This is a genomic window from Qipengyuania flavescens (genome assembly GCF_029688735.1).
Classification (GTDB): Bacteria; Pseudomonadota; Alphaproteobacteria; order Sphingomonadales; family Sphingomonadaceae; genus Qipengyuania.
Map to the genome: position 1 here is coordinate 477,753 of NZ_JARULD010000001.1, position 22,246 is coordinate 499,998.

Annotated in this window: 23 protein-coding genes; 5 read left to right on the forward strand and 18 right to left on the reverse strand. The window is 65.8% G+C overall.

Features of this window, described 5'->3' with window-relative positions; translation table 11 throughout:
* Nucleotides 1–5 precede the first annotated feature (5 nt).
* The 15 genes from murC to P8R33_RS02470 all read right to left on the reverse strand — a co-directional run bounded on the left by murC (nucleotide 6) and on the right by P8R33_RS02470 (nucleotide 15,819).
* Nucleotides 6–1,424 carry a UDP-N-acetylmuramate--L-alanine ligase gene (gene murC, locus P8R33_RS02400; protein ID WP_278327390.1) on the reverse strand — a complete coding sequence of 473 codons (1,419 nt, stop codon included), beginning with the start codon at nucleotides 1,422–1,424 and terminating at the stop codon, nucleotides 6–8.
* On the reverse strand, nucleotides 1,421–2,617 hold the full coding sequence (murG, locus tag P8R33_RS02405) for an undecaprenyldiphospho-muramoylpentapeptide beta-N-acetylglucosaminyltransferase (protein ID WP_278327391.1): 1,197 nt from the start codon (nucleotides 2,615–2,617) through the stop codon (nucleotides 1,421–1,423). The genes murC and murG overlap by 4 nt, the downstream gene beginning before the upstream one ends.
* Nucleotides 2,614–3,882 carry an FtsW/RodA/SpoVE family cell cycle protein gene (locus P8R33_RS02410; protein ID WP_446532490.1) on the reverse strand — a complete coding sequence of 423 codons (1,269 nt, stop codon included), beginning with the start codon at nucleotides 3,880–3,882 and terminating at the stop codon, nucleotides 2,614–2,616. The genes murG and P8R33_RS02410 overlap by 4 nt, the downstream gene beginning before the upstream one ends.
* Nucleotides 3,879–5,147 carry a UDP-N-acetylmuramoyl-L-alanine--D-glutamate ligase gene (gene murD, locus P8R33_RS02415; protein ID WP_278327392.1) on the reverse strand — a complete coding sequence of 423 codons (1,269 nt, stop codon included), beginning with the start codon at nucleotides 5,145–5,147 and terminating at the stop codon, nucleotides 3,879–3,881. The genes P8R33_RS02410 and murD overlap by 4 nt, the downstream gene beginning before the upstream one ends.
* Nucleotides 5,144–6,214, reverse strand: coding sequence for a phospho-N-acetylmuramoyl-pentapeptide-transferase (mraY, locus tag P8R33_RS02420; RefSeq protein ID WP_278327393.1), 1,071 nt, complete (start codon nucleotides 6,212–6,214; stop codon nucleotides 5,144–5,146). The genes murD and mraY overlap by 4 nt, the downstream gene beginning before the upstream one ends.
* A gap of 18 nt (nucleotides 6,215–6,232) precedes the next feature.
* A complete protein-coding gene (locus P8R33_RS02425) occupies nucleotides 6,233–7,699 on the reverse strand; it encodes a UDP-N-acetylmuramoyl-tripeptide--D-alanyl-D-alanine ligase (RefSeq protein WP_278327394.1) in 1,467 nt (488 codons plus the stop codon).
* The gene (locus P8R33_RS02430; protein WP_278327395.1) at nucleotides 7,696–9,171 is read right to left on the reverse strand and encodes a UDP-N-acetylmuramoyl-L-alanyl-D-glutamate--2,6-diaminopimelate ligase; all 1,476 of its coding nucleotides are present in this window, start codon (nucleotides 9,169–9,171) and stop codon (nucleotides 7,696–7,698) included. The genes P8R33_RS02425 and P8R33_RS02430 overlap by 4 nt, the downstream gene beginning before the upstream one ends.
* The gene (locus P8R33_RS02435) at nucleotides 9,168–10,871 is read right to left on the reverse strand and encodes a peptidoglycan D,D-transpeptidase FtsI family protein (RefSeq protein ID WP_278327923.1); all 1,704 of its coding nucleotides are present in this window, start codon (nucleotides 10,869–10,871) and stop codon (nucleotides 9,168–9,170) included. The genes P8R33_RS02430 and P8R33_RS02435 overlap by 4 nt, the downstream gene beginning before the upstream one ends.
* A gap of 62 nt (nucleotides 10,872–10,933) precedes the next feature.
* On the reverse strand, nucleotides 10,934–11,440 hold the full coding sequence (locus P8R33_RS02440; protein WP_278327396.1) for a hypothetical protein: 507 nt from the start codon (nucleotides 11,438–11,440) through the stop codon (nucleotides 10,934–10,936).
* Nucleotides 11,437–12,375 carry a 16S rRNA (cytosine(1402)-N(4))-methyltransferase RsmH gene (gene rsmH, locus P8R33_RS02445; RefSeq protein ID WP_278327398.1) on the reverse strand — a complete coding sequence of 313 codons (939 nt, stop codon included), beginning with the start codon at nucleotides 12,373–12,375 and terminating at the stop codon, nucleotides 11,437–11,439. The genes P8R33_RS02440 and rsmH overlap by 4 nt, the downstream gene beginning before the upstream one ends.
* Nucleotides 12,372–12,857 (reverse strand): division/cell wall cluster transcriptional repressor MraZ, encoded by a 486-nt coding sequence (locus tag P8R33_RS02450; protein ID WP_278327399.1) that lies wholly within the window; start codon nucleotides 12,855–12,857, stop codon nucleotides 12,372–12,374. Before P8R33_RS02450 ends, rsmH begins: the two co-directional genes overlap by 4 nt.
* Nucleotides 12,858–13,201: 344 nt before the next feature.
* Complete coding sequence (locus P8R33_RS02455; protein ID WP_278327400.1) at nucleotides 13,202–13,957, reverse strand: Gldg family protein; 756 nt, start codon at nucleotides 13,955–13,957, stop codon at nucleotides 13,202–13,204.
* Nucleotides 13,932–14,300, reverse strand: coding sequence for a hypothetical protein (locus tag P8R33_RS02460; protein WP_278327401.1), 369 nt, complete (start codon nucleotides 14,298–14,300; stop codon nucleotides 13,932–13,934). The genes P8R33_RS02455 and P8R33_RS02460 overlap by 26 nt, the downstream gene beginning before the upstream one ends.
* Before the next feature lie 34 nt (nucleotides 14,301–14,334).
* A complete protein-coding gene (locus P8R33_RS02465) occupies nucleotides 14,335–15,351 on the reverse strand; it encodes a cysteine synthase A (protein ID WP_278327402.1) in 1,017 nt (338 codons plus the stop codon).
* 150 nt (nucleotides 15,352–15,501) lie between these two features.
* Complete coding sequence (locus P8R33_RS02470) at nucleotides 15,502–15,819, reverse strand: 2Fe-2S iron-sulfur cluster-binding protein (protein WP_278327403.1); 318 nt, start codon at nucleotides 15,817–15,819, stop codon at nucleotides 15,502–15,504.
* Nucleotides 15,820–15,909: 90 nt separating this feature from the next.
* Here P8R33_RS02470 and P8R33_RS02475 point away from each other — a divergent pair, with 90 nt between their 5' ends.
* Both P8R33_RS02475 and P8R33_RS02480 read left to right on the forward strand, forming a co-directional pair.
* Complete coding sequence (locus P8R33_RS02475) at nucleotides 15,910–16,527, forward strand: DNA-3-methyladenine glycosylase family protein (RefSeq protein ID WP_278327404.1); 618 nt, start codon at nucleotides 15,910–15,912, stop codon at nucleotides 16,525–16,527.
* Between the two features lie 19 nt (nucleotides 16,528–16,546).
* On the forward strand, nucleotides 16,547–17,353 hold the full coding sequence (locus P8R33_RS02480; RefSeq protein ID WP_278327405.1) for an SDR family oxidoreductase: 807 nt from the start codon (nucleotides 16,547–16,549) through the stop codon (nucleotides 17,351–17,353).
* A 4-nt stretch (nucleotides 17,354–17,357) separates the two neighbouring features.
* On the opposite strand, the gene P8R33_RS02485 is transcribed toward P8R33_RS02480, so the two are convergent.
* A complete protein-coding gene (locus P8R33_RS02485) occupies nucleotides 17,358–17,651 on the reverse strand; it encodes a 4a-hydroxytetrahydrobiopterin dehydratase (protein ID WP_278327406.1) in 294 nt (97 codons plus the stop codon).
* Nucleotides 17,652–17,721: 70 nt separating this feature from the next.
* Between P8R33_RS02485 and ccmA the strand changes: the two genes are divergently transcribed.
* Together ccmA and P8R33_RS02495 are read left to right on the forward strand one after the other, a co-directional pair.
* On the forward strand, nucleotides 17,722–18,303 hold the full coding sequence (gene ccmA, locus P8R33_RS02490) for a heme ABC exporter ATP-binding protein CcmA (RefSeq protein ID WP_278327407.1): 582 nt from the start codon (nucleotides 17,722–17,724) through the stop codon (nucleotides 18,301–18,303).
* On the forward strand, nucleotides 18,300–18,953 hold the full coding sequence (locus P8R33_RS02495; protein WP_278327408.1) for a heme exporter protein CcmB: 654 nt from the start codon (nucleotides 18,300–18,302) through the stop codon (nucleotides 18,951–18,953). The genes ccmA and P8R33_RS02495 overlap by 4 nt, the downstream gene beginning before the upstream one ends.
* A 110-nt stretch (nucleotides 18,954–19,063) precedes the next feature.
* Here P8R33_RS02495 and map read toward each other — a convergent pair whose 3' ends face one another.
* Together map and P8R33_RS02505 are read right to left on the reverse strand one after the other, a co-directional pair.
* Nucleotides 19,064–19,891 (reverse strand): type I methionyl aminopeptidase, encoded by an 828-nt coding sequence (gene map / locus P8R33_RS02500; RefSeq protein WP_278327409.1) that lies wholly within the window; start codon nucleotides 19,889–19,891, stop codon nucleotides 19,064–19,066.
* 40 nt (nucleotides 19,892–19,931) lie between these two features.
* Complete coding sequence (locus P8R33_RS02505; protein WP_278327410.1) at nucleotides 19,932–20,756, reverse strand: PdaC/RsiV family protein; 825 nt, start codon at nucleotides 20,754–20,756, stop codon at nucleotides 19,932–19,934.
* Between the two features lie 45 nt (nucleotides 20,757–20,801).
* Here P8R33_RS02505 and P8R33_RS02510 point away from each other — a divergent pair, with 45 nt between their 5' ends.
* Nucleotides 20,802–22,190 (forward strand): leucyl aminopeptidase family protein, encoded by a 1,389-nt coding sequence (locus tag P8R33_RS02510; protein ID WP_278327411.1) that lies wholly within the window; start codon nucleotides 20,802–20,804, stop codon nucleotides 22,188–22,190.
* Nucleotides 22,191–22,246 lie beyond the last annotated feature (56 nt).

The window sequence follows — 22,246 nt, forward strand, 5'->3', positions numbered from 1 at the left end:
ATCGCTCAGCTCGCCAGCGCGATCTGGTTCTGCAGGCCGGCCGCCCAGCGGGTGATGTCGCCCGCGCCGAGGCAAATCACGAAATCGCCTTCCTGCAATTCGGCTGCGAGCGTTTCGGCGAGATCCTGCTCGTCCTCGATCGTCGCGGCGGCGCGGTGTCCGCGTGCCTTGAGGCCATCGACCAGCGCCTGCGCGTCGACGCCGGGGATCGGGTCTTCGCCCGCCGCATAAACCGGGGTGACATAGACGAGGTCGGCTTCGTTGAAGCAGGTCTGGAATTCGTCCATCAGATCGTTGAGACGGGTGTAGCGGTGCGGCTGGACGACGGCGATCACGCGCCCCCGCCCTGCACTTTCGCGGGCCGCGCCCAGCACCGCCCTGATCTCGACCGGGTGGTGGCCATAGTCGTCGATGATCGTCGCGACGCCGCCACCGGTCGGAACTTCGCCGACCTTGGTGAAGCGCCGCCGGACGCCGCCGAACTGGCTGAACCCGTTGCAGATCACCTCGTCCGGACAGCCCATCTCGATCGAGACGGCAATCGCGGCGAGCGCGTTCTGGACGTTGTGCCGGCCGGGCATCGGCAGGCGCACGCCCTCGATCCGGCGATCCTCCTGCCCGCGACGGCGCACGATGACGTCGAAGCAATTGCCACCCGCATCGGGCCGCACATTCACGCCGCAAATGTCGGCCTGCAGGTTGAAGCCATAGGTCACGACATTGCGATCGCGCACCTTGGCGATCACGGCCTGAACCTCGGGATGGTCGATGCACAGCACCGCCGCGCCATAAAAGGGCACGTTGTGGATGAACTCCACGAAGGCGTCCTTCACGCCCTCGAAATCGCCGTAATGATCGAGGTGTTCGGGATCGATATTGGTGACCACCGCGATCGTGCCGTCGAGCCGCAGGAAACTGCCGTCGCTCTCGTCGGCTTCGACCACCATCCAGTCGCTATCGCCGAGACGAGCGTTGGAGCCATATTGCTCGATGATGCCGCCATTAATGACGGTGGGATCGATCTTGCCCGCATCGAGCAAGGCGGCAATCATGCTGGTCGTGGTCGTCTTGCCATGCGTCCCGGCGACCGCGACGGTCGATTTGAGGCGCATGAGCTCGGCCAGCATCTCTGCACGGCGAACCACGGGAATACGGTTTTCCAGCGCGAAGGCGACTTCGGGATTGGTCCGCTTCACGGCGGTGGACGTGACCACCACTGCCGCGCCTTCGACATTCTCCGGCGCGTGGCCGATGGACACTGTCACGCCGCGACTGCGCAGCCGCTCGATCACCGGGCTTTCCTTGATGTCGGAGCCTTGCACGCTGTAGCCGAGATTGTTCATCACCTCGGCGATGCCGGACATGCCGATCCCGCCGATGCCGACGAAATGGATGGTCCCGATATCGGTCGGCACACCCCTCATTCGGCGGCCTCCTTCGCAGCGCCTTGGCCGGCGGGCGCGCCCTGTGTCGCGCCGCGCGCATTGTTTCCGCCGACGCGGATGACGTCCATCATGTCGGCCCCGCCGAAGCTTTCGACGAGGTCGGCCAGATCCTCGACGGCCTTGGGACGACCGCAGTTCCATGCGGCATGGGCGGCTCTGTTCAAACCTTGCGGGTTCTCGGCAAGCGCCTTGATCTGCTTGGCGAGTTCCTTAGCCGTAAAACGCTCCTGCCGGATCATCCGTGCGCCGCCGGCCTTCGCCATTTCGCGCGTGTTCGACGCCTGATGGTCGTCGGTCGCGATCGGCAGCGGGACGAGGATGGCCGGGCGGCCCACCGCGGTGAGCTCGGCAATGGTCGAGGCCCCGGCGCGGCCGATGAACAGATGCGCATCGGCAAGGCGCGTGGCCATGTCCTCGAAATAGGTCGCTAGTTCTGCCGGAATCTCGTGATTGCGATAGCGCTCGCGGACGGCCTCGAGATCCTCGGCGCGGCACTGCTGCGTTACCTGCAAACGCTGGCGCAGCGCGGGCGGGAGCATGGCGAGCCCGTCGGGCACGACTTCGGACAGCACGCGGGCACCCTGGCTGCCGCCGGTCACGAGGACGCGCAGCAGGCCGTCCTCGGTGAACTCGGGGAATGGCTCCTCACGCAGCGAGAGCACGCCTGCGCGCACCGGATTGCCGACGAGGTGGACCTTGTCCGAGTGCTTGTCCGCCAGCCGCTCGACATCGGGATAGGCCGTCGCGATCGCCTGCACGCGGCCTGCCAGCAGGCGATTGACGCGGCCGAGCACGGCATTCTGTTCGTGCAGGATCGTCGGGATATCGGCGGAGGTCGAGGCGAGCACCGCCGGGGCGGAGGGATAGCCGCCGAAGCCGATCACCGCGCTCGGTTCGAAACTCTCGTACAGCCGCAGCGCCATACGCCGCCCTTCCAGCACAGCGCGTATGCCCTTGATCCATTGCAGCGGGTTCTTGCCGAAGCGGCCTGCGGGAATGACATGCGCGGGCATGAAATCGGGCTTGCCCGGGATCTCCGCCCCGCGTTCGTCGGTGATCAGGGCGACGTGATGCCCGCGCCGGTCGAGTTCGGTCGCCAGCGCGAAGGCGGGCAGCAAGTGCCCGCCGGTGCCGCCGGCGGCGAGGACATAGTGGCGGCTGGAGCGAGTCATGGCTGGATCTCACGCACGGGGCGAGCGGAAGGGGAATTCATCGCGTCCGCCTGCCCTATTCCCATCCACTCGCCAAGCCCCTTGGTCCGGCTTTTCAGGAAGGGATTTCGCCGCGTTACCGCCAAGAGCAGGCCCACGGTCAGGCCGATGGCAATGGTCGAGGAACCGCCATAGCTGACCAGCGGCAACGTCATGCCCTTGGAGGGAAACAGCTGCAGGTTCACCAGCATATTGATGAACGCTTGCCCGCCGAGCAGCGAGACCAGCCCCGCCCCGGCCAGCAGCGCGAACAGATCCTCCTCGTCCACCAGCCGCATCAGCACGCGGCCGGCGATGGCAAGATAGAGGATCACGATCACCGCGCAGGCGAGCAGGCCGAACTCCTCACCGATCACGCTGAAGATATAGTCGGTATGCGCTTCGGGCAGGCTCATCTTACGAATGCCGAGGCCGTAGCCCGCGCCGGTCCAGCCGCCCGCCAGCAGCGTGCGACTGGCGAGGTCCACCTGGTCGTAAGCCGTGCCGCCGCCGAGGAAGCTGTCGATGCGGTGGCGGGCGTTGTCATAGAGGAAATAGGCGGCGGTGATGCCTGCGATCCCGCCGCCGATGACGAAGCCGATGCGCTTGGCGTCCACACCGGACAGCACGACCATCACGAACCACACGCCGGCAAACAGGATGGTGCCACCGAAGTCGGGCTGCGCCATCATCAGCGCAGCGATCAGGCCTAGAGTTCCGGTCGCGATGCCGAGGACGGGCAGGTTCGGGTCGCGCAGGCGCCAGGCGAAGATCCATGCCATGGCGATGGCGAAGCCGGGTTTCAGGAATTCGGACGGCTGGAACTGCATGCCGATCCTGATCCAGCGCCTTGCGCCATTGATCTCGACGCCGATCAGCGGTGTGAGGAACAGGAAGAACAACATCACCGCCGCAAGGACGATGCCGAGCCGCCGAGCATTGTCGCGGGTCAGCATCGACACGCCGAGCATCGTACAGATGCCGACCACCTGCCAGGCGATGTGGCGGTAGAAGAAATAGAGCGGATCGAGCGTCTCGCTGCTGGTCGAAAGGCGATTGGCCGTGGCCGGGCTGGCGGCGGCGACGGCGATGGTGCCGAAGCTCATCAGCAGCAGGATCAGGAACAGCAGCACGCGATCGATTTCGCGCCACCAGATCTTCAGCTCCGACCAGCGCGAGAGGCGGCCCTTGGGCATATGCGCGGGCTGGCGCTTGCCGGGGACATAGGGCTGCATGGTGGTACTCATTTCAGGCCCTCCACCAGCTCGCGGAAATGGTCGCCGCGCGCTTCGAAATCGCGATACTGGTCGAAGCTGGCGCAGGCGGGAGAGAGGAGGACGGTGTCGCCTCTGACGGCGTGACTTGCGGCGCGAGTCACGGCGTGATCGAGCATTTCGCACGGCGTGACCGGCACGCGGCCTTCGAGCAAAGCGGCGAAATCGGGTCCAGACTTCCCGATGGTGTAGGCGGCTTTCACATGGCCCAGTTCGGCCTCACATTCACCCAGCCCCGGCTCCTTGGCGAGCCCGCCGAGGATCCAGTGGATGTTGTCGAATGCGGCCAGCGCAGGCGCGGAGGCAGCGGTGTTGGTGCCCTTGCTGTCGTTGACGTAAGCGACGCCGGCGATTTCGGCGACCCGCTCCATGCGGTGCGGAAGGCCGGGGTAGGTCACGACGCCCTCGTCAATCTCCGCCGGTGTCAGATCAAGTTCGATGCAGATGAGGCGGGCCGTCATCGTGTTTTGCGCGTTATGCGGACCGGCCAGAACGGGATTTCCCCCGGTGATCCCATTCTCGATCTCGACCGGATTGGTCGAGAACCCCTCTGCCGCGAGTTCGCCGTACAGCTCACTCTCACCAACGAAATTAAGATGATTGCCGGACTGCATCTCGAATAGCCGGAGCTTGGACGCGCGGTAGGCCGAGAAACCATCATACCGGTCGAGATGATCCGGGGTGATGTTCAGCAGCACCGCCACGTCGCAATCGAGCGAATAGGTCAGGTCGATCTGAAAGCTCGACAGCTCCAGCACATAGACCCCGCCTTCCGGCAACGGCTCCTGCTCGAGGATCGGCAGGCCGATGTTGCCGCCCATGGTGGTCGGCACGCCTGCGGTCTTGAGGATGTGGTGGACCAGCGCGGTGGTGGTCGACTTGCCGTTGGTGCCGGTGATGCCGACGACCTTGTGCGACGGCAGACCGCTGCGCGCCTGCGCGAAGAGTTCGATATCGCCGATCACCGGCACGCCGAAGCTGTCGGCATGCGGCTTGATCGGGTGGGTGTTGAGCGGCACGCCGGGGCTGACGACTATGCCTGCGAAGCCGGTCAGATCCGCCTCGACCGGATCGGCCAGTTCGATGCGATCCGCGAACTCGGCGCGCGCTTCCTCGCTTCTGTCCCACGCCATGACCTCGGCCCCGCTCCCCAGCAGCGCCTCGACCGTCGCCCGGCCGGACCGCGCGAGGCCGAGCACCGCGTAGCGTTTGTCCTTCCAGGCGGTCGAAGTGATCATCGCAGCTTCAGCGTCGCCAGGCCCATCAGCGCGAGGATGATCGAGACGATCCAGAAGCGGATCACCACCTTGCTTTCCGACCAGCCGAGCTGTTCGAAATGGTGGTGGATGGGCGCCATGCGGAACACGCGCTTGCCGGTCCGCTTGAACCAGAAGACCTGGATGATGACGGAAAGCGCCTCGAACACGAACAGTCCGCCGACGATCGCCAGCACCACCTCGTGATGCGTTGCCACGGCTATCGCGCCGAGCGCGCCGCCCAGTGCCAGCGAGCCGGTGTCACCCATGAACACGGCGGCCGGCGGCGCATTGAACCACAGGAAGGCAAGCCCCGCCCCCATGATCGCGGCGCAGAAGATCGCCAGTTCACCCGCGCCCTCGACATGCGGAATGCCGAGATATTCGGAATAGTCCACTCGCCCGACCAGATAGGCGATCAGCGCGAAGGTGCCCGCCGCGATGATAACCGGCATGGTCGCCAGCCCGTCCAGCCCGTCGGTCAGGTTCACGGCATTGCCCGCGCCCACGATAACGATGGCGGCGAACAGGTAGTAGAACGGCCCCAGCTCGACCCCGAAATCGTTCACGAAGGGCACGTAGACGAAAGTGTTGATCTGGCTGACGACGATATAGCTCGCCGCGCCCGCGACGAGGAATTCCGCCAGCAGCCGCGTCCGGGCGGAAACGCCTTTGTGGCTCGATTTCGAAACCTTGTCGTAATCGTCGAGGAAGCCGATCAGGCCGAAGCCCAGCGTCACGGCAAGGCACGCCCAGATGAACGGGTTCCTGAGGTCCATCCAGATGAGCACTGCCAGCGACAGGCTGATCAGGATCATCAACCCGCCCATGGTCGGCGTACCGACCTTGGCGAGGTGCGTCTGCGGCCCGTCGGTGCGGATCGGCTGGCCCTTGCCCTGGCGCACGCGCAGCATGGCGATGAAGCGCGGGCCGATCAGCAGGCCGATCACCAGCGCCGTCATCAGCGTCGCCCCGGCGCGGAACGTCTGATAGCGCACGAGGTTGGCGACGCCTTCGAAGTTCAGCCATTCGGCAAGAAGGTAAAGCAAATGCGCCTCTTGTCGCGCCTATCCGGCGCGGGTGAAGTGATCCACGAGCCGACCGAGGCCGACCGAATTGGAGCCTTTGACCAGCACGGCATCGCCAGCGACGACGCCGAAATTCTCGAGCAGTTCGATGGCCTCTTCGGCAGTTCGGCAATGCGCCCACGCAATGGGCTTGCCAAGCACGTCGCTCTGCGGTTTCCCCAGTTCGCGCGCAAGCACGCCCATCTCGTCGCCGACCAGCACCGCATAGTCGATATCGGCAGCGAGCAGCGGCTCGGCGAGGCCGGCGTGGAACTTCGGGCCGAAATCGCCCAACTCCTTCATCGACCCGAGCACGGCGATGCGGCGACCCGAGGGCGTCTGGCCGAGCTGCGCCAGCGTGGCGCGCATGCTGGCGGGATTGGCGTTGTAGCTTTCGTCGATCAGCAGCGCCTTGCCGCCCGGCGCGGTAATGCCATGGCGCGCACCGCGGCCCTTCAATCCGCCCATCTCCGCCAGCGCGAGACCTGCCGCGGCGAGATCGCCGCCCGCCGCGCGCACTGCCGCCATGACGGCGAGCGAATTGGCGACCCAGTGCTCGCCTGGCTCGGCCACGGTGTAGCACAGTCGCCCTTCGGGAAATTCGCAGGTCACCAGGCTGCCGCCATTGGCGCTGGGGATCGCGTCGAGCAGCCGCATGTCGGCATGGCGCGCCGTGCCGAAACTCATCACCCTCGCGCCGACTTTCTCGGCAGCGGACTTCAGCTGTTCGTAATAAGGCGTGTCGGTCGGGATGACGGCAGTGCCGCCGGGCTCCAGCCCCGCGAAAATTTCCGCCTTGGCCGCAGCGATGGCCTCCATGGAGCCGAGGTTCTCGATATGCGCCGGCGCGATGGTGGTGATGACCGCGACATGGGGGCGGACCTGCGTCGTCAGTCCCTCGATCTCGCGGGCGTTGTTCATGCCCATTTCGAAGATGCCGAAGCGGCTGCGCGCGGGCATGCGGGCGAGGCTTAGCGGCACGCCGACATGGTTGTTGTAGCTGCGGATGGACCGGTGCGCCGCGCCGCGGCTGGCGCGTTCGAGTGCGGCGAAAATCGCTTCCTTGACCCCGGTCTTGCCGACCGAACCGGTCACGCCGATGATCTTTGCCTCGGTGCGGGCGCGCGCTGCGCGAGCCAGGGCCTTCAGCGCTTCGGTCGTGTCTTCGACCAGGATGTGCGGCCAGTCGACCGGGCGATCGACCATGGCCCCTGCAGCGCCATTGGCGAAGGCCTTGTCGAGGAAGCGATGCCCGTCCATCGCCTCGCCCTTGAGCGCGACGAAGAGATCGCCGTTCACCACATCGCGGCTGTCCATCTCGACGCCTGCGACCTGGAAATCATGGCTCGCCGTGCCGCCGACCGCTTCGGCGATGCTCTTTGCGTCCCACAGCGTCAGCGGCAGGCGATCGCGCGGATCGGCAGGCCATTCGACATAGGCCGGATGGCGCAGGATGGCGGCGCTCATGCGCGCTCTCCCGCGATTTCGGCAGCGCATTCGCGCGCGACTTCCACGTCGTCGAAGGGCAGCACCCGCATGTTTTCTCCCGACCCGATGATCTGACCCGTTTCATGTCCCTTGCCGGCGACGAGGACGATATCCTCGGCGCCCGCTTCGGCGATGGCTGCTTTGATGGCTTCGCGACGACCGCCTATTTCGCGTGCTTGGGGCGCGCCCTCAAGCACTGCCGCACGGATATCCGCAGCAGTTTCGCCCCGGGGGTTGTCGTCCGTCACGATGACGACATCGCTGGCCTGGGCCGCGGCCTCGCCCATCGGCGCGCGCTTGCCATGGTCGCGGTCGCCGCCTGCGCCGAATACGGTGATGAGCCTGCCGGTGACATGGGGGCGCAGCGCCGCGATCGCGGCTTCGAGCGCGTCGGGTGTGTGGGCATAGTCGATGTATACCGGCGCACCGCTCGGCGAGATTACGGCGCGTTCGAGCCGCCCGCGCACCGGCTGCAGGCGCGATACCGCATCCCAGACGCCCGAGGCACTCGTGCCCGTAGCAAGAGCAAGGCCCGCTGCGCACAGCGCATTCGAGACCTGATAAGCACCGATCAGCGGCAGGGTGATCTTGCGCTCCTGCCCGTCATGTTCGACCGTCAGCACCTGGCCAAGCTGGGTAGGCTCGCGTGAGGTCAGGCGGATGTCGCACCCCTGCTCGCCGACGGTCATGACGGTCAGGCCGCGCTTCCCGGCATGGTCGACCACCCGTGCATTCCAGCCGCTTTCGCCGGACCCCATCCAAACGACTGCAGTCGCGCCGTCGGACACGACCTCGTCGAACAACCGCATCTTGGCCGCGAAATAGTCTTCCATGTCGGCATGGTAATCGAGGTGGTCGCGGCTGAAATTGGTGAAGGCGGCGGCTTCGACCGGAATGCCTTCGTTGCGGAATTGGGAGAGGCCGTGGCTGGATGCCTCGTAGGCGACATGCGTCACGCCCTCGCGCGCCAGCCCGCTGAGGTTGGAGAGAAAGGTGACGATATCGGGCGTGGTGAGCCCGGTGGAGACGCTCTCGTCCGGCGTGGTGACGCCGAGCGTGCCGATGCTGGCCGCGCGTTCGCCGGTCATGCGCCAGATCTGGCGCGTCATCTCGACGGTCGAGGTCTTGCCATTGGTGCCCGTCACCGCGACGATGTGCTCCGGCACCGGCGTGAAATAGCGCGAGGCGAGGCGGGCAAAGGCGCGGCGCGGTTCGGGCTCGGCGATGTGGACCGCGCCTTCGACTGTGACCTCAGGCCTCGCCACCACGGCGATGGCGCCTGCTTCGATGGCGGCAGGAATGAAGTCCTCGCCATTGACCTGCGTGCCCTGGAACGCGCCGAAGACCGTGCCCGGTGCCACCTTGCGGTTGTCGATCGCAAAGCCGGTGACTTCGGCATCGCTGCCGCCGCAATCGAGGCCCGCCGCCGCACAGAGTTTCGCCAGCTTCATGACGTCTTCCCCGGAATTAGCGGACGAATATCGGAAATGTCGACGTCGCGCGTCTCGTCGGGCCGCACGCCGATCAGCGGGCCGATCCGCGGGACCAGTCGGCCGACGATCGGCGCGGCGGTCCAGCCGGCCGTGCGCTGATAGCTCGATGCCACGGTGCCACGGGGCTCGTCGAGCATGGCGATGACGACGTAGCGCGGGCGATCCATCGGGAAGGCGGCTGCGAAGGTGGAGACCAGCGCCGTGCGGCGATAGCCCGCGCTGCCACCCGGCTTTTCCGCCGAACCTGTCTTCCCGCCCACGCGATAACCGTGGGCATCGGCGTTCTTGCCCGTTCCGAACACGGTGATAGCGCGCAGCAACTGGCGCATGCGGCTCGATGTCGAAGCCTTGAACACGCGGCGCCCCTTCGGCGCGGCGCCCGGCTCCACCTTGTGCAGGGTCGCTGGACGCCAGATGCCGCCATTGACCATCGCCGCATAAGCGCTGGCGAGATGCAGCGGCGTCACCGCGATACCGTGGCCGTAGCTCACGGTCATGTTCCGAAGGCGCGGCCAGTTGTCGCCCGGCCAGATCGGGAAGCCCTTGGCCGGCAGCTCGATATAGGGTCGTTCGTTCAGCCCCATGTCGATCATGTAGCGGCGCATGCGTTCGGGGCCGAGATCGTCGGCGATCCGCGCGGTAACGGTGTTCGACGAATAGACCAGCGTCTCGACCACGTTGAGTGTATTGCCCTTCGAATGCAGGTCCTTGATTGCGAAACGACCGACCTTGACCGGGGTCGCATCGTACCGCCGGGAGAAGTCTCGCACCACGCCGGCATCGATCGCGGCAGCGACCGAGAGGGGCTTGAAGGTCGAGCCGAGCTCGTAGACCTGGTTGGTCACGCGGTTGAACATCAGGCTCTGCCCGCGCTCGTCGATCTTGTTCGGATCGAACTCCGGCAGAGAGGCCAGCGCCAGCACCTCGCCGGTATCGACATCCAGCACGATGCCTGCGCCGCCCTGCGCATCGACCAGCTTCATGCCGCGCCGCAATTCGTCCTCCAGCGCGCCCTGCACCCGCACGTCGATCGAGAGGGCGGCAGGCGTCCCGCGGGTCACCGGATCGTTGAGCTGCGTGTCGAGCACCTGCTCCATGCCGACGCGGCCTTTGCCGTCGGCAGCGACGTAACCCAGCACATGGGCCGCCATCGATCCTTGCGGATAGTGGCGATCGTTCTCCATCGGCATTTCGAGCGCGAGCTCGCCGATTTCCTGCACGCGGTTGGCGTCTTCCGGCAGCACGCGGCGGCGCAGGTAGCCCTGCTGACCGCTGGCAAGCTGCTTGGCGACGCGGCTTTCGTCCATGTCGGGGAAGATCGCCTTGAGCTTGGCAGCGACTTCTGCCGGATCGCGGACCAGCGGATCGCCATCCTCGCCCAGCGCCTTGGGATTGAACCACAGCGCATAGGCCGGGAAGGCGCGTGCCATCGGGATGCCGTTGCGATCGACGATCTCGCCGCGCGGGGGCAGCAGCGCCTCCTCCAGCGAGGTCGCACGCGAAGCGCTGTCGGACATGCCGAGATAGCCGAGCCGCAGCAGCGCCATCAGCGCAACGAAGGCGAAGCCGAGCGCAATCCACAGTACTCGCCAGCGGGCGACCGTCAGCGATCGCTGGCGCAGGGTGACAAGCTGCACGCGGCCGGAGGCGACGGCCATGCTGACCGCTCCGTGACCTGTGCGCCCTGCCGCGATCGCGGGACCATAGCCCGCGTAAGCGTTCACCGGGCCACCTCGGAAACTCCGGCAGCTGCAACCGGCCGGGTCAGCCGCTTTGCGAGATCGGTAGAGGCGAACTCACGCGTCGTAGGGCGACCGGGGCGCGCAGCGGCGTCTGGATCGTCGCCAAGCCAGTTGGCCAGCAAGCCCTGCTCTTCGCGCGGCGGCCGGTTGAGCGCGACGCGCACCGGCGAAGGTGCATCGAGCCCGCGCGGCGTGCCGAGTGCGGCAAGCTGGCGCTCGCTTTCGAGATACTGGTCGGCGCGCGGCGGACCATAGCCGAATTCGATCGCGTTCCAGTTGGCGAGCTGCTGCTGACTGGCGCGGGTCTGGAACTCGGTTTCCAGCATCAGCTTGTCGTGCTGGGCGGCAATAATATGGCGCTCGGTCAGGCGAACCTGGCTCTTCACCGCGTTCACCTTGAAGGTGAGCGCGAGGAGCAGACCGAAGCATACGGCCAGCACCAGCGCCCAGCCGATCTGGCGCAGACGGGAGCCACCGGCGATCATGCCGCTTCCCTCGCGGGTGTGGCGGTGCGCACCGCATGGCGCAGGACGGACGAGCGCGCACGCGGATTGCGCTCGATCTCCGCCGCGCCCGGCTTGATCGCCTTGCTGACAGGAGAGAAGACCGGATCGCCAAGCGCCGCCAGTGGGACGTGACGCGAAGCGCTCGGGGTCGAGGATGCCTCGCGCAGGAAGCGCTTGACGATCCGGTCTTCGAGGCTGTGGAAGCTGACCACCGCAAGGCGGCCCCCTTCACGCAGCAGGTGTTCGGCGGCCGACAGGCCTTGGGACAGTTCGTCGAGCTCGCCGTTCACGTGAATTCTGATGGCTTGAAACGTGCGCGTGGCCGGGTCTTTCTTGTCGTGCGGCTTGTGGCCCAGCGCCTTGCGCACGACGCGGGCGAGATCGCCGGTCGTCTCCAGCGGGCGGGCCGCCACGATCGCACGCGCGACGCGGCGCGACTGGCGCTCCTCGCCGTACTGGTAGATGACATCGGCAATCGCGCTCTCGTCGGCGCTGTTGAGGAAATCGGCGGCGCTTTCGCCCTGCTGGCTCATCCGCATGTCGAGCGGACCGTCGGCCGAAAAGGCGAAGCCGCGTTCGGCCTGGTCAAGCTGCATGGACGACACGCCGATATCCATCACGATCCCGTCGACTCGCGCCACACCGGCCGATGTCATGACGTCGAGCATTTCGGAGAAACGGTGCGGGTGGAGAATAAGGCGCGGCGGGTTTTCCCCCGTCTCGCGCCAGTTGCGACCCGAAGCGATTGCATCGGGATCCCGGTCGAAGGCATGCACCGTCGCGCCGCGCTCCAGCAGCGCACGCGTATAGCCGCCCGCCCCGAAGGTCGCGTCGATCACGACATCGCCCGGCTGCGGGTCGAGCGCGTCGATCACCTCGTCGAGGAGGACGGGAATGTGCGGCGCGCGGATCATTTGCCCTTCGCCTTCGCATCGGCGAGCAGGCTTTCGCAGGCTGCCTTGGCGCTGGCCCAGTCGTCGCCCATCTTGGCGAGTTCGTCCGGGTTCCACAGCGTGAAAAAGCGTCCGCCACCCTGGAAATAGAGCCCTTCCTCGATCCCGGCGAGGCTGCGCAGGTGATCGGGCATGACGAAACGGCCGCTGTCGTCGAAGGGCATTTCGAGGAAGCCGAACAGCTGGCTGGCCCGAGTGTCGCGATCGAAATCCTTGCCGACACGGACGGCGATTTCTTCCTCTCGGTCGAGCTGGGCGTCGAGCTCTTCTTTGCGGCTGAGTCCGAAGCCGACGAGGCAATTCCACGTGGGGTGTTTCATGAGGCAGAGAACACGGCCGTCGCTGCTTTCCTTGACGGCCTTGCGGAACAGCGGCGGAAGCACAAAGCGGCCCTTATCGCCCGCAGGCGAATAGGCTTGTCCGCTGTACCCTCCGAAAGTCACTTGCCCCAGTTCCCGAATGCGCGTTCAACATCTCCCCCGGGCAAGACTTCCTCCCCCTCGCCCACGTGCATGGGCGAGCTGCACCGCTCGCGAGCGGTACGCGCATAGACAGCCTTGTCCGATGTCCTGAGGATTTATCGCGGGACGGCCGGGGATGGAAGGGAAAATTGCGGGATTTCACGGGATAAGCCCGTATATACCTGATTTCTTTATGCTATTTTTGCACCCGCGTTCCAGAAACACTTACCACTTTACTAATGAGGTCGCTGGAAACACTCACGATTCCGTCGAGCCGTGCGGAGTTTCCCGCGCCATCCCCGACTCGCTCCCGCAATTTCCCGTGATCAGAAATCGAGCGCAGCCGCGACCAGGTCATCGAGCGCCGCCCTGCGCCGCGAGGGCGGATCGCCCTCCCCTTCCCAATCGAGGATGGCGGCATCGGCCAGCAGCGTCACGCGGCCTTCGCCGACCTCGCACTGGGCGAGCAGGCCGCCGTCCGACACAGTGCATTGCGACGGCGCGCTTGCATCGACCTGTACGAACTTGCCGGGGAGATTCACCGGAAACTCCCCGTCATAGGCATCGGTCCAGCGTTCGCCGACAGGCTGCGTCTCGTCGAATTGCAGCTCCAGCCCCCACCGCTTCAGGATGGGCGAGATCAGCACGACGTCCTGCGGGCGGCGTCTGTCGCCAATGGAAAACTCGCTATGCCGCGTCAGCAGCGGGTCCGCGAAAATCAGCAGGCGCCCACCACCGCGTAGCCACTCGTCGAGCGCGACGTTTTCAGATGGCGCGAGCGGCCGGGGCTGGGCCAGTAGCAAGCGATCGACATTCGCGAGGGTTTCCGGCTCGAGCGCGTCGAGCGGTGCGAGTTCGAACCTGCGCTCCAGCGACTCGCGCACCCAGTCCTTTTCCTGAGCGGTATCGAGCAGGGTGGCCACATCCCCGCCGCTTCCCCAATAGATAGGCAGCGTGGAGAACAGGCCAAGTTGCTGCTTGTCGGCGGCGTTGTCCGACGGGGCGACGCCCTGGCCGCAGGCGGCAAGTGCCAGCCCCAGACCGAAAAGCGCAGCCTTAAGGCTGTTGTGGCTGGGGGGCACTGAGATCCTGCTCCGGCGCGGCGGGCGAAGGCGTGCCGGTCACCGCGGTAGTGGGCTCTGCGGGAAGTTCGGGCACGACGCCTGCCTCGGCCAGCGGGTCGTTCCGCGGCATCGCCTGCGTCGGTTCGGTGGTCGGTGCCGCTTCCGGCACGGCGGTTGCATCGGTCTGCGCCGCGCGATTGCTCACTACGCTGGCCAGCGCGACCAGCAGCACCATCATGACGATACCCGTCCCGCCGATCTGCAGGCGCTGGAGATTGCGCTCGCGCCGGGCGCGGTTGCCGGGAATGTCCGACACCTCGCCCTTATCCGGCTTGCGGCTCATATCGAAGAATTGCGCCATCGACCGCAGCGATACGCCGCAAGCGCCCGTGCGGTCAATCGTCGCCTTGCAACCAATCGAAGACGGGCAGGTCTTTCGATGCCAGCCATTCGGGATCGTAAAGCGTCGAGAGATAGCGGAAGCCGGTATCGCACAGGATCGTGGCGACGCGCGGGCTTTCGCGCCCCTCGGCTACCAGTTGCTTGCCCAGCGCGATAGCGCCAGCGACGTTGATGCCGGAGGACAGGCCAAGGCACAGCCCCTCTTCGCGCAGCAGGCGAGCGACCCAGAGGAGGCCCTCCTCGTCCGACACGCGGAACTGCGTATCGATCGGCGCGCCTTCGAGATTGGCGGTGATCCTGCCCTGTCCGATCCCCTCGGCGACCGAGGAGCCTTCGGCCTTCAGCTCGCCATTGGCGAAGTAATTGTAGAGCGCCGCACCATGCGGGTCGGTCAGGGCGATCTGCACGCTCTCGTCGAATTCCTTGAGGCCCATGCCGACGCCGGCGATCGTCCCGCCAGTGCCCGCTGCGCAGGTGAAGCCGTCGATCCGGCCGTCGAGCTGCTGCCACAGCTCCTTCGCCGTGCCTTCGATATGCGCCTTGCGATTGGCGGTATTGTCGAACTGGCCCGCCCAGATAGCGCCTTCCGTCTCCTCGGCCATGCGGCGCGAGACGTGCTGGAAGTGGTTGGGATCGGCATATTTCGTCGGCGGCACCGTGACCAGTTCTGCACCCAGCGCGCGGATCGTCTGCATCTTCTCGCGGCTCTGGTTATCCGGCATCACGATGATCGTGCGATACCCGAGCGCATTGGCGACCAGCGCGATGCCGATACCGGTATTCCCCGCCGTCCCCTCGACGACCGTGCCGCCGGGCTTCAGCTCGCCCCGCGCTTCCGCATCGCGGATGATGTAAAGCGCAGCGCGATCCTTTACGGAAGCGCCGGGATTGGCGAATTCGCATTTGCCGAAAATGTCGCAACCGGCTTCGGCGCTCGGGCCTTCCAAGCGGACCAGCGGGGTGTTGCCGATGAGGTCGAGCGTGTGCTCGCGTACGGGAATTGCTGTCATATGAGGCGAGGTAGGCGCGGGTGAGCCAGTGCGCAAACTACAAGCGCTTGCAAGTCGGAAAGGGAGAGTCTTTGTGGGGTACGCCTTCGACATCCGTCGAAGGCTTGCGGCACCAGGACGGATGTCCGGCCCGTACGCAAAAAATAATACTCAATCCTCGGGCGCGATAGTAACCTTCAGCCCGTCCAGTTCCGCCGTGAACGGGATCTGGCAAGCGAGGCGCGAGCCGTCGGTGCGGTGATCGGTGGACTCGAGCAGATCGTCCTCGTCCTCGCTCATTTCCGGCAGCTTGTCGGCAAAGGCCTGGTCGACATGCACATGGCAGGTCGCGCAGCTGCAGCAGCCGCCGCACAGGGCCAGCAATTCGTCAAAGCCGTTGTCGCGGATGGCTTCCATCACGGTCAGGCCGTCCTCGACCTCGATTTCGGAGGTTTCGCCTTCGCGGGTGGTGACGATCAGCTTGGGCATGAATGCTTCCTCGGTTGCAATGGGCCACTGGCCCGACCTATGCGGGCGGCTGCTATTCAATCGAACGCGGGAAGGCAAGCACGCGCCGCCATGGGCTTGACGAATGCACAATTGCGCGAGCATCTCGATGCGGTTGCGCGCGACGATGCGACCGTCGCGGCGGCGTTGGAGCGTTGCGGCTATCCCGAAGAGCGGATCAGGCCGACCGGCTATCGCACGCTGCTCCGCACCATCGTGGGCCAGCAGGTCAGCGTGGCGGCGGCTGCCTCGGTGTGGAACAAGCTGGAGGCCGAGCTTGGCGAGGATATGGACCCGCAGGATCTGCTCGACCGCGATTTCGACACGTTGCGCGCCTGTGGCCTGTCGCGGCAGAAGCAGGGCTATGCGCGGTCACTGTGCGAGCTGGTCGCAAGCAATGCGCTGAGCCTCAACAATCTGCCGGAAGACAACGAGGAGGCGATTGCCGAACTTACCCGGATCAAGGGCATCGGCCGCTGGTCGGCGGAAATCTACCTGCTGTTCGCGGAAGGCCGGCCCGACATCTGGCCCGCAGGCGACCTCGCCGTGCAGGAGGCGGTCGGGCGCTTGCTCGACCTACCCGCGCGACCGAGCGAGAAGGAAACACGCGCGCTGGGCGAACGATGGCGACCCTATCGCGGGGCCATGGCGATTTTCACCTGGCACACCTACAACAATGCCGCGCTGTAGCGCGCTCGAGGAGAGAGACATGGCGGACCGTAAAGCGATCTTCATCACCGGCGGCGGGTCGGGCATCGGCCGTGCGGTCGCGACCTATTTCGGCGCGCGCGACTGGTTCGTCGGCGTCGGGGATATCGACCAGGCGGGCATGGACGAGACGCTCGGCATGATCGGCCACGGCTTCACCTATTCGCACAAATTCGATGTCCGCGACCGTTCCGCCTGGGACGAGGCGCTGGAAAGCTTCGCCACCGCGGCGGGCGGACGCATCGACGTGGTGTTCAACAATGCCGGCATTCCGATCGGCGGATCGCTGGTGGAGAATTCGACCGAGGAAATCGAACGCTGCCTCGACATCAATCTCAAGGGCGTGCTGTTCGGCGCGCAGGCGGCCTATCCGCATCTCAAGAAGACCGCGCCCGGTTCGTGCCTGCTCAATACGGCGAGCGCGGCCGGGATTTACGGCACGCCGGGTGCCAGCGTCTATTCAACAACCAAGTTCGGCGTTCGCGCCATTACCGAAAGCCTCGACGGCGAATGGGCGGAGGACGGGATCAAGGTCCGCTCTTTGATGCCCAGCTTCATAGACACGCCGCTGCTGGACCACACGCCCAATGCGCAGACCAACGAGGGCATTCGCCAGCGCGTGACCGAAGCCGGGCTGGAAATCACCCCTGTGCTGGACGTCGCGCAGGCCGCATGGGACGCGGTGCATGGCGAGAAGCTGCACACGGCGGTCGGCAAGACCGCCAGGCAGATGGCCTTTGCCGCGCGCTGGCTGCCGGGCCGGGTCCGCAAGCAGACCCGCGGGAGCGCGCGCCCCCTCGGTCGGTGAAGGACTAGCCCAGCAAAGCGTCGATCTTGCGCGCCATCTTCACGTCGCGCAGGCTCAAGCCGCCGGCGTCATGCGTGGTGAGCGTGATCTCGACTTTGTTGTAGACGTTGAACCACTCGGGATGGTGGTCGCGCTTCTCCGCGATCAGGGCAACGCGGGCCATGAATCCGAAGGCTTCAGAGAAATCGTCGAATTCGAACTTGCGCTCGATCGCATCACCGTCGCGGGCCAGCGACCATTTCGGCAAGGCGCTCAGCCAGGTCTTGCGTTCTTCCTCGCTCAGCTTTTCGACCGACATCCTGTTCATCCTTCGAAGACCTCGTCACCTTGCTTGTGACAGCCGCGGCTTTTGCCTATCGCTGCGCGCCATGCAAGCCCGCCTCGCCGCGAAAGACCTCGCCTGCCGACGCGGCGACCGCCTGCTGTTCAGGGGGCTAAGTCTCGAATGTGACAGCGGTGCGGCAGTCCACGTGACCGGCGCGAACGGGATCGGCAAGTCGAGCCTGATCCGCATCCTTGCGGGGCTGCTCCGCCCTTTCGCGGGCACAGTGGAAACTGTCGGCGGTATCGGCCTGGTGGACGATCGCCTCGCGCTGGACGGGTCGCTGCCGCTGGGCAAGGCGCTGGCCTTCTGGGAGACGCTCGACGGCTGCCGCGATGCGGGCCGGGCGATGGAATTGCTCGATCTCGCCGACCTGCTGGACGTGCCGGTGTGCTTCTTGTCGACCGGCCAACGCAAACGCGCCGCGCTCGCCCGTTTGCTCAATCGCAATTGTCCGGTCTGGCTGCTGGACGAGCCGCTGAACGGGTTGGACACGCAGGCACAGAAAGCCTTCGAGGCACTGATCGCGCAGCACTGCCAAGGCGGCGGGATCGCCATCGTCGCCTCGCACCAGCCCATTGCCCTGCCCTCCCAACGCACCATCGCGCTGGCGGAGTTTGCCGCATGATCGGCCCCCTGCTGCGCCGCGATCTCGGCCTGCTGCTACCCGGCGGGCGTGGCGGTGCAGGCGTGCTGCCGCTGCTCTTCTTCCTCGCCGTCGCGATGCTTTACCCGTTCGCCGTCGGGCCCGACGCGCAACTGCTGGCGCGAACCGGCGGCGGCGTGATCTGGGTCGCAGCGCTGCTCGCGGCGATCCTCCCGCTGGAAAAGCTTGTCACTGCCGATCTCGATGCAGGCGTTTTCGACCAGCTGCACCTGCGCGGCGCGAGCGAGGAACTCGCCATGGCGTCGCGCCTGCTCGCGCACTGGCTGGCCTTCGCGCCGTTGCTGTTGCTGGCAACCCTGCCCGCTGCGGCCCTACTCGGCCTGAGCGGAGAAATGCTGCGGACCGTACTCCTCGGCCTGCTGGCCGGCACGCCGGGCCTGGCCGCCGTCGGCCTCATCGTCGCCGCGCTCACCGCATCGCTGCGCGGCGGCGCGGCGCTCGCAGGTCTGATGGTGATCCCGCTGGCCGTGCCGATCCTGATTTTCGGAGCAGGCGCGCTCTCGCGGCCCGAAAGCAGCGGACTCCTGCTCACGGCGGCCATCAGCCTCGGCCTCTGCGCCATCGCGCCTTTTGCGGCAGGGGCGGCAATCAGGTCGGCGCGAGAAGGATGAAGTTGCGCGTGCCCTTCGACAGGCTCAGGGCGAGCGGACTTTGTAAATTCCACCCCGAGCCCGCTCATCCTGAGCTTGTCGAAGGATAAGCACCGCGCCCGAAACCCTACTCAGTACGGCGGCTTGTGCAGCCCCTTCGGACTTTCGGTGAAGATTTCCACCCCGTCGTCGGTAATCGCGATCGAATGTTCGAACTGCGCGGAGAGCGACTTGTCGCGCGTCACTGCGGTCCAGCCGTCACGCAGGATCTTCGCATGCGGACGGCCGAGGTTGATCATGGGTTCGATGGTGAAGAACATGCCGGGCTTCAATTGCGGGCCGGTCCCGGCCTTTGCCGCATGGATGACTTCGGGCGCATCGTGGAACAGGCGGCCGAGGCCATGGCCGCAGAACTCCTGCACCACGCCATAGCGAAACTGCCGCGCATGCGCCTCGATCGCGGCGCCGATATCGCCGAGCCGCGCGCCAGGCTTGGCCGCGGCCTCGATCCCCAACATCAGGCATTCGTAAGTCACATCGACCAGCTTCGTGGCCTTGAGCGCAGGCTCCCCGGCGTAGAACATGCGGCTGGTATCGCCGTGCCACCCGTCGAGCAGCGGGGTAACGTCGATGTTGACGATATCGCCGTCCTTCAGCGCCTTTTCGCTAGGGATACCGTGGCAGATCACATGGTTGATCGAGGTGCAGCAGCTATGCGCATAGCCGCGATAGCCCATGGTCGCAGGAACCGCGCCCGCGTCCAGCGTCATACCGCGCACGAGGTCGTCGATCTCGCCGGTCGTCACGCCGGGCTTCACGAACGTAGTCAGCTCGTCGAGAATTTCTGCTGCCAGCCGGCCGGCCTTGCGCATGCCTTCGAAACCATCCTCGCCATGCAGCTTGATGGTCCCGTCGCGGTAGACGGTCTGGTCGCCTTCGATCACCTGATATTCTGTCATGCACGCGACATAGCGATTGCCGCGACGGATTGCGAGCCAATCAGCGCTTCACGCTGAAGGCACCGGCATATCGCGGCTTCACCGCATCGATAACGCTGGCCGTCACCGGGAAATCGAGTTCGTAATCGCCTTCGGCATAGGGACCGGCCACGTAGGGCCCGAAATAGACCGCGATCCGGTCGAAAGTCTTTCCGTTGGAGGAGCCGACGAGGATCGATGCCTCGTCCAGTCCCGGGCAATCGTTCGGCCATTCACCATCTTGCCCGACCGGCCCGCCGCGGCGCTTTGCTCGGGCCTCGTTCAACGCGGTGCACAGCTTTGCGCCTAGAGCTTGCTCGAGATCGACCGGCGAATTGAACAGTTCGATACCGGCCATCCCGCGCCCTGCAGACTTGTCCCAGACCAGCGAGCTCTTGCCATAGGTGCCATGCGCCCCGCCGGTGTAGGCATAGAGATCAGCGCTCAGGCTCAGCCAGTCGGGCAGATCGGCGACGACCAGCCACTTCTTCTCGTAACCGCGATTGCGGCAGGAGACGCAGTCGGGCGGCGAGTCCGCAAGGGCGCTCTGCCACTCGTCCTTCTGCTCGGCGAGCTGCTCGTCGCGCTCCGCTTGCAATCGTTCGGCAAGCGCCGGAATGGCGGAGGCTGCGGCTGGCCAGCTATACGCGAAAGCGCGGGTGTCGCCGTTGTCGTCCGCATTGTCTTCGAAATTGACGGCCTGCGCCGCGCTCGCCGGAGTTGAGGCAGTCGCAGTGGCCGTTGCGGCCGGACGCTCCGCGACGCCCGCCCGCTCGGCATACTCGGCGCCGTCGGAACAGGCCGCACTCGACAGGGCGAGGGAAATCAGGAACAGGTGCGCTCGCATCGCGCTTCCTTTGCGTCAGACGAAATGAACGGGGACTTGCCACTTATGGCCGACACTACACCGCTTATCCAGCCCGACCGGGGCCAGGACGCAATTGCCATCCACCTGGTGAACAAGGACGGCTTTGCCGATTGGGCGAAGTCGCTCTCTGCCGGCCAGCGTGCTGCGCTTGAGGCGCAGAAGTTCGACGGCAGCGGATACCAAGTCGGCATCATCCCCGATGGCGACAGCTGGTTTGCAGTCGGCGGCGTGGCCAATCCCGACGAGCTGTCGAGCTGGTGTATGGCCAAGCTGGCCGAGGCGCTGCCTGAGGGCACCTATCGCCGCGCGTCAGGCGAACCCGGCCCGGCCCTGCATGGCTGGCAGACCGCGCAATATACGTTCGAGAAGTACAAGAAGCCCGAGAAGCCCGTCGGCCCGCGCGTGCTCCTGACCAAGAATGCCGGCAAGATCGACGCCGCGATCGCCGAGGCCAAGGCTGTGTGCCTCGTCCGCGATCTGGTGAATACGCCTGCCGAAGATATGGGCCCGGCAGCACTGGAGGAAGCGTGCGAAACCCTCGCCAAGACGCATTCGGCCAAGTTCTCGGTCACCCGCGGCGATACGCTGGAGCAGGAATATCCGATGGTCCATGCCGTGGGGCGCGCTGCGGCGCGCCATCATGCGCCGCGGATCATGCACCTGACCTGGGGCAATGAGTCAGACATCACGGTCGCCATTGTCGGCAAGGGAGTGTGTTTCGATTCCGGAGGGCTCGATGTGAAGAGTTCGTCCGGAATGCTGCTGATGAAGAAGGACATGGGCGGCGCGGCCCATGCCATTGCACTCGCGGGCCTGATCATGCAGGCAGGGCTGAAAGTGAGGCTGCACGTGCTCGTCCCGGCGGTCGAAAATGCGATTTCCGGCAACAGCTTCCGCCCCGGCGACGTCCTGAAGACGCGCAAAGGATTGACCGTGGAAATCGGCAATACCGATGCCGAAGGCCGCCTGATCCTCGGCGATGCGCTGACCCGCGCGAGCGAGGAAAAGCCCGACCTCATCATCGATTTCGCGACGCTGACCGGTGCTGCACGCGTTGCCCTCGGCCCCGAATATCCGGCCCTGATGACCCGGCGCGACGACACGGCTCAGGCATTGATCGAGGCAGGCCGCTCCCATGACGACGAACCGTGGCGTCTCCCCCTGCCCGATGTTTATCGCGAGTGGCTGGCGTCCGATATCGCCGACACGAACAACGCCCATGGCAACGCCTTTGCCGGGGCCAGCGTGGCCGGACTGTTCCTCGACAAATTCGTCGGCGAAGGGCTCGACTGGGCGCATTTCGACACCTTCGCATGGCGGCCGAGCGCCAAGCCCGGCCGCCCGAAAGGCGGCGATGCCTATGGCCTGCGCGCAGCCTTCCACATGCTCAAGGCGCGCTATGGGGGGACATGAGCCGCGCCAATCTTGCGGGATCGGCGCCGCACAGCTAAGCGCCGCGAAACCTTGAA

What these genes read in the sequence shown, in the direction of transcription:
- murC (WP_278327390.1), bottom strand. Translation starts at nt 1,424, where the DNA reads ATGAGGGGTGTGCCGACCGATATCGGGACCATCCATTTCGTCGGCATC.
- murG (WP_278327391.1), bottom strand. Translation starts at nt 2,617, where the DNA reads ATGACTCGCTCCAGCCGCCACTATGTCCTCGCCGCCGGCGGCACCGGC.
- P8R33_RS02410 (WP_446532490.1), bottom strand. Translation starts at nt 3,882, where the DNA reads ATGAGTACCACCATGCAGCCCTATGTCCCCGGCAAGCGCCAGCCCGCG.
- murD (WP_278327392.1), bottom strand. Translation starts at nt 5,147, where the DNA reads ATGATCACTTCGACCGCCTGGAAGGACAAACGCTACGCGGTGCTCGGC.
- P8R33_RS02425 (WP_278327394.1), bottom strand. Translation starts at nt 7,699, where the DNA reads ATGAGCGCCGCCATCCTGCGCCATCCGGCCTATGTCGAATGGCCTGCC.
- P8R33_RS02430 (WP_278327395.1), bottom strand. Translation starts at nt 9,171, where the DNA reads ATGAAGCTGGCGAAACTCTGTGCGGCGGCGGGCCTCGATTGCGGCGGC.
- P8R33_RS02435 (WP_278327923.1), bottom strand. Translation starts at nt 10,871, where the DNA reads ATGGCCGTCGCCTCCGGCCGCGTGCAGCTTGTCACCCTGCGCCAGCGA.
- P8R33_RS02440 (WP_278327396.1), bottom strand. Translation starts at nt 11,440, where the DNA reads ATGATCGCCGGTGGCTCCCGTCTGCGCCAGATCGGCTGGGCGCTGGTG.
- rsmH (WP_278327398.1), bottom strand. Translation starts at nt 12,375, where the DNA reads ATGATCCGCGCGCCGCACATTCCCGTCCTCCTCGACGAGGTGATCGAC.
- P8R33_RS02460 (WP_278327401.1), bottom strand. Translation starts at nt 14,300, where the DNA reads ATGGCGCAATTCTTCGATATGAGCCGCAAGCCGGATAAGGGCGAGGTG.
- P8R33_RS02465 (WP_278327402.1), bottom strand. Translation starts at nt 15,351, where the DNA reads ATGACAGCAATTCCCGTACGCGAGCACACGCTCGACCTCATCGGCAAC.
- P8R33_RS02470 (WP_278327403.1), bottom strand. Translation starts at nt 15,819, where the DNA reads ATGCCCAAGCTGATCGTCACCACCCGCGAAGGCGAAACCTCCGAAATC.
- P8R33_RS02475 (WP_278327404.1), top strand. Translation starts at nt 15,910, where the DNA reads ATGGGCTTGACGAATGCACAATTGCGCGAGCATCTCGATGCGGTTGCG.
- P8R33_RS02480 (WP_278327405.1), top strand. Translation starts at nt 16,547, where the DNA reads ATGGCGGACCGTAAAGCGATCTTCATCACCGGCGGCGGGTCGGGCATC.
- P8R33_RS02485 (WP_278327406.1), bottom strand. Translation starts at nt 17,651, where the DNA reads ATGTCGGTCGAAAAGCTGAGCGAGGAAGAACGCAAGACCTGGCTGAGC.
- ccmA (WP_278327407.1), top strand. Translation starts at nt 17,722, where the DNA reads ATGCAAGCCCGCCTCGCCGCGAAAGACCTCGCCTGCCGACGCGGCGAC.
- P8R33_RS02495 (WP_278327408.1), top strand. Translation starts at nt 18,300, where the DNA reads ATGATCGGCCCCCTGCTGCGCCGCGATCTCGGCCTGCTGCTACCCGGC.
- map (WP_278327409.1), bottom strand. Translation starts at nt 19,891, where the DNA reads ATGACAGAATATCAGGTGATCGAAGGCGACCAGACCGTCTACCGCGAC.
- P8R33_RS02505 (WP_278327410.1), bottom strand. Translation starts at nt 20,756, where the DNA reads ATGCGAGCGCACCTGTTCCTGATTTCCCTCGCCCTGTCGAGTGCGGCC.
- P8R33_RS02510 (WP_278327411.1), top strand. Translation starts at nt 20,802, where the DNA reads ATGGCCGACACTACACCGCTTATCCAGCCCGACCGGGGCCAGGACGCA.